At 43.8% G+C, this 16017-nt stretch carries 13 protein-coding genes; 5 read left to right on the top strand and 8 right to left on the bottom strand.

The window, feature by feature from the left end; translation table 11 throughout:
* The first annotated feature begins 80 nt into the window (after nt 1-80).
* A complete protein-coding gene (locus AXE82_RS03705; protein WP_062331580.1) occupies nt 81-1685 on the top strand; it encodes a M48 family metalloprotease in 1605 nt (534 codons plus the stop codon).
* Nucleotides 1686-1688: 3 nt separating this feature from the next.
* Here the strand turns inward: AXE82_RS03705 and yihA are convergent, their stop codons facing one another.
* Nucleotides 1689-2390 (bottom strand): ribosome biogenesis GTP-binding protein YihA/YsxC, encoded by a 702-nt coding sequence (gene yihA, locus AXE82_RS03700; protein ID WP_197931449.1) that lies wholly within the window; start codon nt 2388-2390, stop codon nt 1689-1691.
* 489 nt (nt 2391-2879) lie between these two features.
* Between yihA and AXE82_RS03695 the strand changes: the two genes are divergently transcribed.
* Nucleotides 2880-3548 carry a c-type cytochrome gene (locus AXE82_RS03695; RefSeq protein WP_062331577.1) on the top strand — a complete coding sequence of 223 codons (669 nt, stop codon included), beginning with the start codon at nt 2880-2882 and terminating at the stop codon, nt 3546-3548.
* Nucleotides 3549-3720: 172 nt separating this feature from the next.
* On the opposite strand, the gene tuf is transcribed toward AXE82_RS03695, so the two are convergent.
* The 5 genes from tuf to AXE82_RS03670 form a co-directional block, all read right to left on the bottom strand.
* Nucleotides 3721-4911, bottom strand: a complete 1191-nt coding sequence (gene tuf, locus AXE82_RS03690; protein ID WP_062331575.1) for an elongation factor Tu — start codon at nt 4909-4911, stop codon at nt 3721-3723.
* Nucleotides 4912-5098: 187 nt separating this feature from the next.
* Nucleotides 5099-7225: an elongation factor G gene (fusA, locus tag AXE82_RS03685; protein WP_062331568.1), complete on the bottom strand. Its 2127-nt coding sequence runs from the start codon at nt 7223-7225 to the stop codon at nt 5099-5101.
* Between the two features lie 294 nt (nt 7226-7519).
* On the bottom strand, nt 7520-7993 hold the full coding sequence (rpsG, locus tag AXE82_RS03680) for a 30S ribosomal protein S7 (RefSeq protein ID WP_050325821.1): 474 nt from the start codon (nt 7991-7993) through the stop codon (nt 7520-7522).
* A gap of 133 nt (nt 7994-8126) precedes the next feature.
* Nucleotides 8127-8501, bottom strand: a complete 375-nt coding sequence (rpsL, locus tag AXE82_RS03675; protein ID WP_007116468.1) for a 30S ribosomal protein S12 — start codon at nt 8499-8501, stop codon at nt 8127-8129.
* 333 nt (nt 8502-8834) lie between these two features.
* Entirely contained in the window at nt 8835-9752 is a 918-nt protein-coding gene (locus AXE82_RS03670) for an EcsC family protein (protein ID WP_062331565.1), read from the bottom strand.
* 315 nt (nt 9753-10067) lie between these two features.
* Here AXE82_RS03670 and AXE82_RS03665 point away from each other — a divergent pair, with 315 nt between their 5' ends.
* Both AXE82_RS03665 and AXE82_RS03660 read left to right on the top strand, forming a co-directional pair.
* Nucleotides 10068-11294, top strand: a complete 1227-nt coding sequence (locus AXE82_RS03665; protein WP_062331562.1) for a beta-ketoacyl synthase N-terminal-like domain-containing protein — start codon at nt 10068-10070, stop codon at nt 11292-11294.
* Between the two features lie 105 nt (nt 11295-11399).
* The gene (locus AXE82_RS03660; RefSeq protein ID WP_115304610.1) at nt 11400-12893 is read left to right on the top strand and encodes an anthranilate synthase component I family protein; all 1494 of its coding nucleotides are present in this window, start codon (nt 11400-11402) and stop codon (nt 12891-12893) included.
* On the opposite strand, the gene AXE82_RS03655 is transcribed toward AXE82_RS03660, so the two are convergent.
* Nucleotides 12890-13126, bottom strand: a complete 237-nt coding sequence (locus AXE82_RS03655; protein WP_227713385.1) for a hypothetical protein — start codon at nt 13124-13126, stop codon at nt 12890-12892. The two genes, AXE82_RS03660 and AXE82_RS03655, sit on opposite strands and share 4 nt — an antisense overlap.
* A 20-nt stretch (nt 13127-13146) precedes the next feature.
* A complete protein-coding gene (gene hisC, locus AXE82_RS03650; RefSeq protein WP_062331556.1) occupies nt 13147-14271 on the bottom strand; it encodes a histidinol-phosphate transaminase in 1125 nt (374 codons plus the stop codon).
* A gap of 390 nt (nt 14272-14661) precedes the next feature.
* Between hisC and AXE82_RS03645 the strand changes: the two genes are divergently transcribed.
* A complete protein-coding gene (locus AXE82_RS03645) occupies nt 14662-15948 on the top strand; it encodes an MFS transporter (RefSeq protein WP_062331553.1) in 1287 nt (428 codons plus the stop codon).
* Nucleotides 15949-16017: the final 69 nt, after the last annotated feature.

Here is a 16017-nt window from a genome sequence, read left to right as displayed (position 1 = left end):
GTATTATGTAGCATTTACCTTTTTTTAAACACCATTTTTTTAAACATCATTCTAAGCTAATTCGCTGTCAAAGGTCGCGCATGCCCATCAATCCATTTGCTGGTTATTTATTTAGAAAAATGCCCGTAGTGGCTGTATTAAGTACCCTATCAACGGGCGTGCTTGCTGTCGATAACTTCTCTTATCAAAGTGCGCCTGCTTTTAATCCAGTCATGATTACAAGTGCTGAGCCTACCAAGGTCAATAGCCAATTAGCCTCTATGGACAATGGGCAAGCGCTCATCGATACCGAGCAAAATCGCCAAGTCGGTGAGTGGGCACTTCGACAAATCAACGGCAATGCAGCGCTGATAAAAGACCCTTGGTTGCAGCAATCGCTTGAACAAATTGTGTGGCAAATCAATGCGGTGGCAGGTCTCAACGCGCCCATGGGGCTGGTGATTATCAATGACAAGCAAATCAATGCTTTTGCAGTACCGTCTGGGCTTATCGGCATCAATGTCGGTTTGTTGGATAAAGCCAAAAGTCTAGATGAAATAGTGAGTGTCGTTGCGCATGAGATTGCTCATGTCAGCCAGCGCCATTATCAACATCGCAATGATGAAAAAACCAAACAGCTACTGATGCAGGCAGGCGGTCTTTTGGCGGGCGTGGCAGCATCTAAAGTCGGAGATGGTGATGCCGCTGCCGCTGTCATGCTAGGCTCTCAGGCGATGTCGGCCAACGCTGCTGCTTCCTATAGCCGTGGTCAAGAGCGAGAAGCTGACCGTATTGGCATGCAAATCATGAACCAAGCGGGCTATGATGTCAATGCCATGCCCAGCTTCTTTGCCACCCTAGACCAACAAAACCCTGTCAAAAGTAACACCTTGATTCCCAGTTTTATTTTAAGCCATCCGCTCACCGCAGATAGAATCAGTGAAGCAAGGGCGCGAGTCGCAACTTACAAGCGTGATAGTCAGGCTAATATGGCATCAAACCGTTATCAATCTATTCAACAGCAGCGTGCGCAGCTATTTGAACAAATCCAGTGGCGTGCTCGCTACTATGGCTATCTAGTCAACAAAGCCGATTTGGAACAAGGGGCAAAAACCAATAAAGGTGCCAAGCTTGCGCTGATTAATTATTATCTCGATAATGCACAACCCAAAGCGGCGCAAAGCTTACTGCAGGATTTTGACAAGGACATCAACACGCTCGCCAATCCGCTGGCAGTCGTGACATTTAGTCAGTTAGCGGCGCAGCAAGGCAATGTCGATGTGGCAATCGCTAAATTGCAGCAACTCGCCTCTGTGTATCCTGAGCGCACAGATGTGCCACGCTATCTAAGTGACATTTATTTAAAATATCGACCTACCGCAGAAAGTGGTCAAAAAGTATTAGCGCTGCTTCAACCCTTATCCAAGCAAAATCCCCGTGATGTCATGCTGTGGGATCGATTGCAACAAGCCAGTCAACTACTTGCAAAACATCGTAGCGGCAATGAGCAACTGATTCATCGCATCAATACGTTACGCTATCGCGCGTATGGCGAGTTATGGCGCAATGAGCTAAAAGACGCGGTGACATCACTGACCCAAGCCAAATCGTTAGCAAAGCAGCTACCTAGTAACCAATCTTTGCTGGCACTGCTGAACCAGCAAATCAACCAAGTACAAGACGCCAATCAGTTTAAACCCTCTTAACGATTAGATGGTTAATGTAGGTTCATTATCTGTTGGCTCATCCTGCTCGGGTAGCGCCAACCAGTTGCCAAGTTTCAGTGACAGTTCGTCGAGCCCAATCCTATCTTGGGCGGAAAATAATTGAATACTAAACGGCAATTTTAATTTATTAAGCTGATTGCGGGTTTGCTGTAGCGTGTTTTTGGCAGCACCATATTTGAGCTTATCGGCTTTGGTTAATAGCACATGAACCTCAAGCTCACCATCTTTTGCCCAGTGTAGCATTTGCTCATCAAAGAATTTTAATGGATGGCGAATGTCTGTGAGCAGCACTAAACCGGCGAGACTTTTACGCGAAATGAGGTATTTTTCAAGCTCTGACTGCCATTCTTTTTTCATCGCCTCGGGCACGGCGGCATAGCCATACCCTGGCAAATCCACCAACCGCTGATCCAAATTGCCCATATTAAAAAAGTTAATCATTTGGGTGCGACCTGGGGTTTTGGAGGAACGGGCTAACTGGCGCTGCTGGGTCAATGCATTAATGCAAGAGGACTTACCAGCATTTGAGCGGCCAGCAAAGGCCACTTCGCGACCCGTATCGGCAGGACACAGTTTAAAGGTAGGGGCAGAGAGCATAAATTGGGTTTGATGCAACCAGCGTTTTGCCGCATCACTATCGTCAGTAATCGCAGTTGGCGCAAGGGTGTTAGTAGAATCCATCATCGGCACATAATCTTAATGTTAAAGCGCTATTGTATCAGCAAATACCCATAACCCAAAATTTTGCGCACTTGCTAGTGCTGATTTGTGAGATATTTTTTGTAGTGAAACCCGCTTGCCAACTTGCAAATGGCTTTTACATGATTATTAAGTTATGGCATAATAATCAGCCATATCAATTATTCGATTATGGTTTTAATCAAGACTGTCACTGTAATAGACAAAACCCTCGGTGTTTTAAAATCATTTAGCTAACTTAAATGTCGTATTAGCCATATGATTACTGTTCATTAGTAGGGTAGCCTACAAATTTTGCAGACAAGCGCATGGTTGTCTTGCTATAATATTGTAACTTAGTAGATACATTCACCCGTGTTAAAGCAATAAATATGTATGATGATAACTGGGTGTTGCTTTGATATTGTAAGTAATGCCTTTGTCGCTAGCTCATTGTGAGTCATAACCAACACGCTTTAGTAGGAATTGTTACCGATGAAAAAAATACTCACTGCCGCAAGCCTTTTAATTGCCAGCGTAAGCGGTTCTGCAGCTGTTACCGTACCAAAATATGACATTGCCAAAGGTAAGGTTATTGCTGAATCAGTTTGTGGTGCTTGTCATGGCGTCAATGGCGTTAGTACTGTTCCTGCACAGCCTAACCTTGGCGGACAAAACGTCAAGTATCTCTATAAACAGCTAACCGAATTCAAATCAGGCGCGCGTGTCAACCCTATCATGTCGGCGCAAGTGGCAAAATTAAATGACCAAGACATGGCGAATGTGGCAGGTTATTATGCAAGCCAACCACGTTGGGGGGTAGGTTATGCCAATCCTGCTTACGCAGCAACAGCGCAAAAATTGTATTATGGTGGTAATAGCAAACGCGGTGTGATTCCTTGTGCAGGCTGTCACGGTGGTAAAGCCAATGGCAACGATTTAGCCGCTTTCCCACGTATTGGGGGTCAACATTCAGCTTATATCGCAACCCAATTAAAACTATTTCGTGCGGCAGGTCGTGAAGACGATGTGACCGACCCATCACAAACGCGTATGAATGATGCGTCTAAAAAAGGCGATAAAGGCATGATGCAAATCGTGGCATCGAGATTATCAGATAATGACATTAAAGTATTGTCTGACTATATCAGCGCTCTACACTAGTATTTAGCGGTATATTATTTAGCCAAGCATAACGCTTGGCTTTTTTATTGTCTAAAACCACTTAAACCAATATTAACCAAAAGTAAATTTTAGTGGCAAAGTAACCGGTTAATAAAAGCGTAGGCATAAAAAAAGAGCCACCGAAGTGACTCTTTTGTATGCTTATTAACGATTAGTCGTTAACTTTAGCAACAACACCCGCACCTACAGTACGGCCACCTTCGCGGATTGCAAAGCGTAAACCTTGGTCCATTGCGATTGGGTGGATTAGCTCTACGTTCATTTCAACGTTATCGCCAGGCATTACCATCTCTGTACCTTCTGGTAATTGGATTGCGCCAGTTACGTCAGTAGTACGGAAGTAGAATTGTGGACGGTAACCATTTAAGAATGGGGTGTGACGACCACCTTCTTCTTTTGATAGTACGTATACTTCTGCGTCAAATTTGGTGTGTGGTTTGATTGAACCTGGTTTAGCCAATACTTGACCACGTTGTACGTCTTCACGTTTGGTACCACGTAGTAGTATACCACAGTTCTCGCCTGCACGACCTTCGTCTAGCAGTTTACGGAACATTTCAACGCCAGTACAGGTGGTTTTGGTGGTTGGTTTGATACCAACGATTTCAATTTCTTCACCAACTTTGATGATGCCTGATTCTATACGGCCGGTTACGACTGTACCACGTCCAGAGATTGAGAATACGTCTTCGATTGGCATCAAGAATGGTTTGTCAATCGCACGTTCTGGTTCTGGGATGTAGCTGTCTAGGGTGTCAAGTAGTTCTAGCACCGCTGGTTCACCGTATTTGCCTTCGCCGCCGTTTAGGGCTTCTAGGGCAGAACCTTTGATGATTGGGGTGTCATCGCCAGGGAAGTCGTAGCTTGATAGTAGTTCACGTACTTCCATTTCGACGAGCTCTAGTAGTTCTTCGTCATCAACCATGTCACATTTGTTCATGAATACGATGATGTATGGTACACCTACTTGGCGTGATAGTAGGATGTGTTCACGGGTTTGTGGCATTGGACCGTCAGTGGCTGATACGACTAGGATAGCGCCGTCCATCTGTGCGGCACCGGTGATCATGTTTTTAACATAGTCAGCATGGCCAGGACAGTCTACGTGTGCGTAGTGACGTGCTTGGGTGTCATATTCAATGTGTGAGGTGTTGATGGTGATACCACGGGCTTTTTCTTCAGGGGCTGAGTCAATTGACGCGTAGTCTTTGGCTTCACCACCGTTGTGTTTTGCCGCTACGGTCGCAATCGCAGCTGTTAGGGTTGTTTTACCATGGTCAACGTGTCCAATGGTGCCTACGTTAACGTGTGGTTTAGTACGTTCAAACTTGGCCTTTGCCATAATTTAATCCTCTTTTGTTAATATTAACCCAATGTCTTAGGTCATTTACTTTATTATCAACGCTTATAGGTCATGAAAATTTGACCCATTAAATTTAACAGGTCAAATTAGCTAACTTATAATTTTAACAGTGTCGAATAGGATAGAAGCATTTGAGTGGGTTTAACCATCAAATTGCCCATCAAACTTATTCTTCATCACCTTTATGAGTGAATTTTTTGATGATTTCATCAGCAACGTTACGTGGTGTCTCAGCGTATTTTGCAAACTCCATTGAGTAGGTTGCACGACCTTGAGACATTGAACGTAATTGGGTTGCATAACCAAACATCTCGGCTAGTGGTACTTCAGCACGGATTTGTTTAACGCCGCCAAACATATCATCCATACCTTGAACCATACCACGGCGACGGTTTAAGTCACCCATGATATCACCCATGTAGTCTTCCGGTGTTTCAACTTCTACTTTCATGACTGGCTCAAGTAGCACAGGGTTTGCATTCATAAAGCCTTTACGAAATGCCATAGAACCTGCCATTTTGAACGACAATTCGTCAGAGTCAACGTCATGGTATGAACCATCGTATAGGGTCGCTTTAACGCCAACAACTGGGTAACCTGCAAGAACACCATTTTTCATGCGCTCTTGGATACCTTTGTCAACCGCACCAAAGAATTCTTTTGGTACCACACCACCAACAACTTCTTCAGCAAATTCGTAGTCTTTGCCGTCAGCCGTATCAAGTGGCTCAAGACGTAACCAAACGTGACCGAATTTACCACGACCACCTGTTTGACGTACGAATTTACCTTCTTGTTCAACGGTAGTACGAATCGTTTCACGGTAAGCAACCTGTGGTGCACCCACGTTTGCTTCAACGCTAAACTCACGCTTCATACGGTCAACCAAGATTTCTAAGTGAAGCTCACCCATACCGCTGATGATTGTCTGACCTGATTCTTCGTCAGTGTGTACGCGGAATGATGGGTCTTCTTTAGCCAAGCGGTTCAATGCGATAGACATTTTTTCTTGGTCAGCTTTGGTTTTTGGTTCAACGGCCAATGAAATAACAGGATCTGGGAATTCCATGCGCTCAAGCGTAATGATATTGTTTTCGTCACATAGGGTATCACCCGTTGTTACATCTTTTAGACCCACAAATGCAACGATGTCACCTGCGCGAACTTCATCCACTTCTTTTTGTGAGTTAGCGTGCATCTCAACGATACGACCAATACGCTCACGTTTCATTTTCACTGGGTTATAAACAGAGTCACCTTGTTTAGCAACACCTGAATACACACGTACGAAAGTTAAGTTACCCACGTATTTGTCATTCATGATTTTGAACGCAAGAGCCGCAAATGGTGCATCATCCGATGATTCACGCGTCGCTTCAGTTTCAGCTTTGTCATCTAACACACCTTTGATCGCATCAACGTCATTTGGTGCTGGTAAGAATTCGATAACCGCGTCAAGCATACGTTGTACGCCTTTGTTTTTAAACGCCGTACCGCAAAGCATCGGTTGAATTTCGCCCGCTAAGGTACGTGCACGTAAACCTGCTACGATATCTTCACGTGATAAATCACCTTCTTCTAGGTATTTATCCATCAGCTCTTCTGAAGATTCAGCGGCTGCTTCAACCATGTTGCTACGCCATTCTTCAACAGTGTCAGCTAGGTCAGCAGGGATTTCAGCATAGTCAAATTTCATACCTTGAGAAGCAACATCCCAAATAATGGCTTTCATCTCTAAAAGGTCAACCACCCCTTCAAAAGTATCTTCCGCACCGATTGGCACAACCACAGGGACTGGGTTACCGCCAAGACGTTGTTTTACCTGTTCAACAACGCGAAAGAAGTTTGCCCCTGTGCGGTCCATTTTATTGACGAACGCAAGACGCGGTACTTTGTATTTGTTCGCTTGACGCCATACGGTTTCTGACTGAGGCTGTACACCACCAACCGCACAATAAACCATACATGCACCATCAAGTACACGCATTGAACGTTCTACTTCAATGGTGAAGTCAACGTGACCGGGGGTGTCAATGATGTTAATGCGATGCTCTGGGAATTGATGACTCATACCAGACCAGAAACAAGTCGTTGCCGCTGAGGTAATAGTAATACCACGCTCTTGCTCTTGTTCCATCCAGTCCATGGTTGCAGCACCTTCATGCACTTCACCTAGCTTATGGTTTTTACCTGTATAAAACAAAATACGTTCAGTTGTTGTCGTTTTACCCGCATCAATATGTGCAGAGATACCGATATTACGATAGCGATTCAAGGGTGTTGTACGTGCCATAGTTAATTCCTAAGGACTAAAGATTAAAATTATTCCATTATCAATAAACAGTTATGTCTTAAAATGAATAATAATTAGTTTTAACGTTTGATTGAAAGATCGACAACCAACTAGATAAAAGAAAGCCTTACTCTTGACATAAGTGCTGTATGATAAGAGCTTGCCATGACAAACGCATGACAAGCTTCTTTTTCAATATGCAATATTGGGCTGAATTTGCAAACTTCAAGTCACCCAATATTATCTATTTTATTATAAGCTAATTGCTACCTAGGTGATAGCAATCAGTATCAATTAGAAACGATAGTGTGAGAACGCTTTGTTTGCGTCAGCCATACGGTGAACTTCGTCACGTTTTTTCAGTGCATTACCTTTGCCATCAGCTGCGTCTAGCAATTCACCTGCTAAACGTAAAGCCATAGATTTTTCAGAACGTTTTGCAGCCGCATCAACCAACCAACGCATTGCTAATGCAGTACGACGGGAGGGACGTACTTCCATAGGAACTTGGTAGGTAGCACCACCCACACGGCGAGCTTTCACTTCCACCATTGGGCGAACTCTTTCTAACGTATCTTCAAAAAACTGTACAGGGTCAATGCCCGAATTTTTTTCTAAAACACGGTCTAATGCACCGTATACGATTGATTCTGCAACTGACTTTTTACCATCAACCATTACATGGTTGATGAATTTAGCAAGTGTTTTGCTACCAAATTTAGGATCTGGTAGGATTTCACGGGCAGCGATGACGCGACGTCTAGGCATGATAATTTCCTTGTGTATTCAGGGTAGTCTGGTAGCTAAGCGGTTGCTTTTCACCAGCCTTACTGCATAGTATGGTAAAACTATAATCAACTATGCAAACAATGTTAAAAAATGGGGTAAAAAACGGCTAAAATTATGCTTTAGGACGTTTTGCGCCGTATTTTGAACGGCCTTGTTTACGATCTTTTACGCCGGCACAGTCAAGTGCGCCACGAACTGTATGGTAACGAACACCTGGTAAGTCTTTTACACGACCACCACGGATAAGTACAACACTATGCTCTTGTAGGTTGTGACCTTCACCACCGATGTAGCTTGACACTTCAAAACCTGACGTCAAACGTACACGACATACTTTACGCATCGCTGAGTTTGGTTTTTTTGGTGTGGTAGTGTATACACGGGTACACACGCCACGGCGTTGTGGGCAAGCTTTTAATGCTGGCACTTTTGATTTTTCAGTAATGGTATTGCGACCTTTACGAATTAATTGATTTGTAGTTGCCATAAGGCACTCTCTCCCGTTTGTTGTCAAAAAATCTCTAAAAACTGCTAATAAGCTATTTTTAGGACAGCGTATTATAGAGATTTTTGTTGGCTTTATCAACTAAAAAATTACCCAAATAAGGCAAATGGATGATGCAGATGCTGATTGTTAGAAAAATTTGAAAAAAGTGGGGGAAGGGAAGTTATCAAACATCGTGCTTATCAAGCCTACTGTGAATCACATCACAACAGATTAAAATAAAAAAGACTAAAACTAAAAAAACCATGCGCTAACTTTAAAAACCTTATCGGTTAAAAATCAACGCATTGGTTCTAGCGCAGTTATTATTTATGGTTATTGTTCAGTCATATGCGTCAACTTTGGCGCGGGGGCAAATACCGACATCGCAATTTCAATCACTTCATTGATAATTATATTGTTATAAGCCGTACCCAAGCCAACTGCAGTCAGTGGAATGACTTTATGTAAAAAACCGAAATTAAACTGCTCAATGTTAATGTTAAACTGCGTCGATAGTTCTTCTAGTTTGGTTAATATCCCCATCGCTGATTGGCTGTCTTCTTCGGCAAGTACTGCCGCTCTATATTCTTCAATCGACTGGTCGGTCATCGCTTCAAATATACCCAAGCCTGCGAGTAAAGTTTGCTTTTCTTGCAATTTATTGAGATCCACTTTAGCTAAAATTTCATAAGCGATGGCGATACCTTGTTGTCCCGTCAACGGACGGTCATAAATTGCACTGATTTGGAAAATCGTCCGTAAACACACAGCCAATAACCACATTGTATCTACCAAAATACCTGGTAAACCTGCCAAGTTACTAAGTCCACCTAGGGTAGCTAAAGCACGGTTTTGATCGCCAATACTGCGGGCTAGGGCTTGTCGTTCACTAGCAACCAAAGTGTCTTTAAAACGCGCATCACGCGCCAAATCAAAATTCGCCCAATTTTGCGACAGTTTACCGACTTGGGAAAAAACCGCATCCGTTGCTTTATCAAAACTTGCCTTGGGGATTAGTGAGGTCGCCATTTTGGTATAGCTGCCAAATGGGGTTTTACCAAGTAGTTTTTTTGATAGTTTGGGAATATGCTCATGAAACGCGTTTTTATCGTTTGATAAGGCTTGTTGAAGGCTGTCAAAATCAATATCAGCTAATGGTTTGGTTTGTATCGTATCTTTTGCGCTCAGTTGTGCTAATTTGTGACCCAACGCTTCAAAGACACGGCGGCTAATAGAAGTAGAGGCTGACATGAGAGTTATCCTTAATATTATGCTTTTTTATTGGAAAATAATGTTGTAGTAAAATAGCGTAAAGAAAGTGACCGCACTTTTCAACTTTAATGCGTAAAGAGACGTTACACAATGATATCTTTTATCGATTTGTTTGAGTGTTTCGCATATATCGAATTTTGGTAAAGACAAGATAATTAACTATAAACGTGATGAATAGCTGTGGCGTAAGAAATATTTTGTAACATTTTTGGGGAAAAACTAGGCAGGTGAAATCCAGAGGGGTACAATAGCGTGATATTTATCATCAATTGATTAAACCAAAAGGAATGGTATATGCAGCGCGTTGTAATCACAGGGGCAGGACTTATCTCGTGTATTGGTAATGACTTAGCCACAGTCAGCGAGTCGCTACAGCAAGGCAAATCAGGCTTGGTATTTAATCCCATTTATCAAGAAAAAGGCTTTAAAGCTTGTGTCTCAGGTAGTATTGATGACGATAACCTAGATACCTCGCATATCGATCGCAAACTTAAACGGTTCTTGTCAAAAGCCAGTTTATACGCCTATCTAAGTGCGCTACAAGCAATCGAGCAAGCAGGATTGTCATTAGCAGATATTGCTCATAACACTAATATCGGCGTAGTAGCAGGTTCGGGTGGGACATCGAGTGCCGATGTGGCGGCAGCGGTCGATGCAATGCGCGAAAAAGGCTTGCGCGGTGTCGGCGCCATGGCAGTGCCAAAAACCATGGCAAGTACGGTATCAGCCAGTGTCGCAACGGGGTTAAAGATTGGCGGGGTTAGCTACTCTATTGCCTCAGCTTGTGCGACCTCAACGCATTGTGTGGGTCATGCCATGGAGCTGATTCAATTGGGTAAGCAAGACCTTGTGATTGCAGGCGGCGGCGAGCAAGAAGACTGGACACAATCTTGTATGTTTGATGGCATGGGTGCGATGAGCACACAGTACAATGACAAGCCGCAACTCGCCAGTCGCCCTTACGATGCAGATCGAGACGGTTTTGTGATTGCAGGCGGTGGCGGCATGGTGGTGGTTGAGAGCCTAGACTCTGCGAAACAACGCGGCGCGACTATTTTGGCAGAGATTGTTGGCTATGGCGCAAGCTCGGATGGGGCGGATATGGTGGCACCCAGTGGGGTAGGTGCGGTCAACTGTATGAAACAAGCCCTTAAACAAGCAGGCTTAAACTCCGTTGACTATATCAACACCCATGGTACCAGTACGCCGATTGGGGATATTACTGAGCTTGAAGCGATTCGCCAAGTGTTTGGAAGTGAGTTGCCACCGATTAGCTCGACCAAATCAATGACAGGTCATAGCTTGGGTGCGGTAGGGGTGCAAGAATTGATTTATTGTTTATTGATGCTCAATCAAGGCTTTATTGCGCCCAATATCAATATTGAAACCTTGGATGAGAAAGCCAAAGATTTTGATATTGTGCGTGAGAAACGGGATGCAAATCTTAATACGATTATGACTAATAGCTTTGGCTTTGGTGGTACCAATGCAAGTTTGATTATCAAAAAGTTTGTTGAATAAATACTGATGGACCGTCATAATTGATAAAAATAGGCGATGACAGTTACCCGATTGTCATCGCTTTTTTGACGCTAAATATAATCATAAAGGTAAAGCATGTACCCAATGCCAAGTTTACAACATCTTGCGCCTTCTCAACTCATCACCCTGTTAGAGCAGTTTAATACGGCAAATAATCATGCAATCTATCCGATCTGGCTCAATAACGAAGGTCAAAATGTTATCGGTTTATTGCCCAAAACAATTTTTGAAATACATCCTCAAAATCAGCTTACCCAAAAGCAACGGCAAAATTGCTCATTCGATGATTTAGGGTACTGTGATACCGTGATTAATACTGGGGCTGATACTGCGACTAATACTGCCACAAATAAGGCAACTAAGGCTGTTGAGATTGGCGAACTAACGGCTGTGCTTGAGGCTTATCAACAGCTATCACTTAAACAGTCTGTTATCCAACATACGGCTAATATAGGCTACCAAGATGGCTTGATGGGGTTTATTAGCTACGATTTATCAGCCCATCATTTAGCAAATGCAAACCACGTGCAAGCAAGTGCACATCAGGTGGAATCTAGTTACTTAACGCCCCATCAGCCGCAGCTATTTTTGGGACATTATGATATTTATTTGACCTATCAACACCAGAAGTGGCATTTACATACCACCACTGAGGAAGCCATGGCGCAAGCCGTCAACATCGAAAACTGGCTGAATGATTTAGTCAGTCACGCCAAGCTTCCTACACCAAAGCCGCTTAGCTTGTTACCTTTATGGCAAAAATCTGCGTACCACCAAGCTTTTAACAAAGTCCAAGACTACCTAATAGCAGGCGACTGCTACCAAATTAATCTTACTCAGTGCTGGCAAGGTGAGTTGTTCAATCAACAGTTGGTGGATTATCTGCCAAGCTTACATCAATCGACTAACGCCCCGTTTGCAGGCTATCTTGGGTTAAACAATTTTGAACTACTAAGCTGCTCACCTGAGCTATTTTTTACGTTTGACAGAAATGGGCAAGGCGAACACACCATTATCACCAAACCCATCAAAGGCACGCGCCCACGCGGACAAAACCTAGCCGCTGACCAAGCCAATAAAAATGAACTTGCCAGCAGCGAAAAAGACATCGCCGAAAATGTCATGATTGTCGATTTGCTGCGCAATGATTTGGGAAAATATGCCAAGACTGGAACGGTAAAAGTTCCAAAACTGTTTGATATCGAAAGTTTTAGCAATGTGCACCATATGGTGAGCACTATCACCGCCACCCTCAAAGATAACATCAGCCCTTGGACGGTATTGCTTGAAAGTCTGCCCGCGGGCTCAATCACGGGTACCCCCAAAAAGCGCGCGGTAGAAATCATCAATGAATTGGAAGCCAAACCGCGCGGGGCTTACTGTGGTACCATGGGGTATCTCAATTTTGATGGCACAGGGCAATGGAATGTGCTGATTCGTACGCTACAAGCTTCAGATAATAATGTCAGTCTGTGGGCAGGCGGCGGCATCACGATTGCGTCAGACTGTGATGCAGAATACCAAGAATGTTTTGATAAAGTAGGAAATTTACTAAAAATTTTGCAAAATGACGGTTAACAAAATTTGCCATCAAGTGCGGTATTGAGTTCAGCTGCACTGATGGGCACGCTTTCGTCCTCAAATGGATTAAACACTAGCTCAATATCATAAAAGGCGATATGGGTATCCACAATCGCCAATTTTTTGCGACCCAATTGCAGGCTAAATGCCAATAAATCCGCTTGATGAGCGAAGCGATAAGTCACCACCTCGCCTGTTTCGATATTTTGGCATTTGATAAAAAACTGCATGCTAGGGTCACTCACAGCGGTCAAAACAAATTTGTTAAGGTATCTAGTAAGCGTTGGTTTTGTTCTGCTGTACCGATGGTGATACGCAAATAACTGCTAATTTTTGGCTTGTTAAAATGACGAACAATCACCCCTTGCTCCCGCAGTTTCTCAAATACCTGTATGGTTTCCCCCATCGAAGCAGGTGGTTTGGCAAACACAAAGTTGGCTTGTGAAGGCAAGACAGTAAAGCCTAATTGGGTCAAAGCTTGAGTGACATCATGGCGTAGTGCAATGACTTTTTGGTTGCAGGCAACAAAATAATCGTTATCTTGCAAGCTGGCAACTGCGCCTGCTTGGGCAAGGCGATCTAGGGGATAGCTGTTAAAACTATTTTTATACCGATTTAACGCTTCAATCAGTGAGTGATTGGCAAACGCCATGCCGACACGTAGCCCTGCTAATGAGCGAGACTTTGAAAAGGTTTGGGTTACCACTAAGTTATCATATTTATCAATCAAACTGACCGCCGAGGCATTGGGGGTGTCTGCAAAATCAATATACGCTTCATCAATCACAATCACCGCATTGCGATGTTCTTGTAGAAGTTTTTCAATATCCGCCAGCGGCAAAAGCACCCCAGTTGGCGCATTGGGATTGGCAATAATAATGCCACTACAAGGACGACGATAGTCATCGACATCAATGCTAAAATCGGCTTTGAGCGCAATGGTCACCAAATTCACGTGGAAAGTATCGGCATATACAGGATAAAAACTGTAACCAATATCAGGGGTTAATACCGAACGGTCTTTGACAAAAAAACAAGCAAAAATATGCGCCAAAACTTCATCAGAGCCATTACCGACAAAAATTTGATTGGGGGCTACCTGATAAACTTGTGCCATCACCGCACGCAGCTCATCCGATTCTGGGGCGGGGTAGCGTTTTAAATGATCGGCTTGATTGAGCAAAACTTGTGCGATGGCTTCAGCGACTTTGGGGGAGGGTGGAAAAGGGTTTTCATTGGTATTAAGCTTACACAGATTGTCATGCTTGGGCTGTTCACCCGGTGTGTAGGGCGTTAGGTTGCGAATCAAGGTGCTCCACAGTCGAGTGTTAATTTCGGGCGTTGCATCTGCGTTTGAAGTAAGCGTATCCACCATGACAAATCCTTACAAGATAATCAATGTGTTAAATCAATGTGGCTAGTCAATTTGCTAAGTCAATTTACCAAATTAAGTTACCAAATCAAATTACCAAGTCAATGCGCCAAAGACTGGCACAAAAAATACATAGTAGCATAAATTGGTTAAAAATTTATCCATCGTAGCCCACTGATATCATAAAATTTGGGCTAACGGTTGAGCAAAACGGATAGACAGTGAATTTTTAGCCGTTATGTGAATAAACCGTGCGCTGGCTTGGCGAATGTGTTAAAAGATAACCTTTTAACTCAAGCCCGTTAAACCAAGCCTGTTAACTCAAGCTCGTTAAAATAAGCTTATTAAATCACCCTTGCTAATAGATTACCTAGTTAAAACTTTGGAAGATGTATGAAATTCTCAGCGTCGCAATCGAGCCAGTCGAATATTCACCCTGCTGCTAACACGTCTCAGATTTCGGTAGCGACTGCCCCGAGCAAGGCATTAATTGTCACGGTAGTCCTTGCCATTTTACTACTGGCTATCAATATGCGCGCGCCCATTATTGGGTTTGGTGCGGTGGCAAAACTGGTTCAGCAGGATTTGGGGTTAACGACCAAAACCATTGGTTTGATTGGTACGATTCCTGTCATGGCATTTGCATCGAGTTCGTTTGTTGCGCCTATGCTGTCACGGCGTATTGGGTTGGAAAACACCATGATTTTGGCAACCAGTTTGCTTGCCATCGGTATTTTTGTGCGGGTGGCGCATCCGCAATTAGGGTTTTTGCTAGCGGGCACGGTGCTGCTATCGTTGGCGATTTCACTCGGCAATGTATTAATCCCTGCCGTCATCAAAAAATACACCCCCAATCACATTGGGCTTATGATGGGAAGCTACTCGATGTTTTTGTCGGTGTTTGCTGGCTTTGCGTCAGGCATTGCGATGTGGCTTGTCAGCTTGTCCAACTGGCAGTTTGCATTGGGGGTATGGGGCTGGGTCTCCGTGGCAGCGGTAGCAGCTTGGCTAATAGTCGCCCATTTGCGGTTACGGCAAAAAATTAGCACCCATGATGCTCAAGTCATCAACCAAGCGGTTGCCCAAGCAGAACAACCAAGCCGAAAATCAGTCTGGAAAATCCCGATGGCGTGGTGGATTAGTGCGTTTATGGGTTTGCAATCACTACTTTATTATACGCTCGCCAGTTTTTTACCGTCGTTACTCATTGATAAAGGGCTGAGCAAAGCGCAAGCAGGCAACGTGGGCATGGTGTTTCAATTGGTCGCTTTTCCTTCGATTTTACTGTTGACCAAATGGGTATCAAGCAACTGGAATTTACGCACGTTAGCGTTGCTTGCCGCAGTGGGAAACTTGGTGGGCGTGTTTGGTTTTGGGTTTTTGCCCCTGCAAGGTTGGGTATGGGTTTGGAGTATTGCATCGGGCTTTGGATGTGGGGTGATTTTTACCTTATGTATGATGATTTTTACCTTAAAATCAAAGGATAGTCAACAAGCCGCTGAACTGTCGGGGATGGCACAAACCGTGGGTTATAGCATCGCCATAACCGGCCCTATTGTGACAGGGTGGCTTAAAGACTTGAGTCATACTTGGACGCTATCGATGGGATTTTTAACGATTTTAATGGCGCTTAATTGTGTGTTTAGTTGGTTGGCAACGCAAAACAAAGCGATTGAATAGCGAGGAAAAATTTGGGGTAACCTTGCGCGTTTTAACCGGCATTTTTATGTTAAAGGCTTGTGTATCTTT

This window comes from Moraxella osloensis (assembly GCF_001553955.1).
Classification (GTDB): domain Bacteria; phylum Pseudomonadota; class Gammaproteobacteria; order Pseudomonadales; family Moraxellaceae; genus Faucicola; species Faucicola osloensis.
The sequence above is the reverse complement of the archived record's forward strand: the minus strand, read 5'-3'. Positions and strand labels throughout refer to the sequence as shown.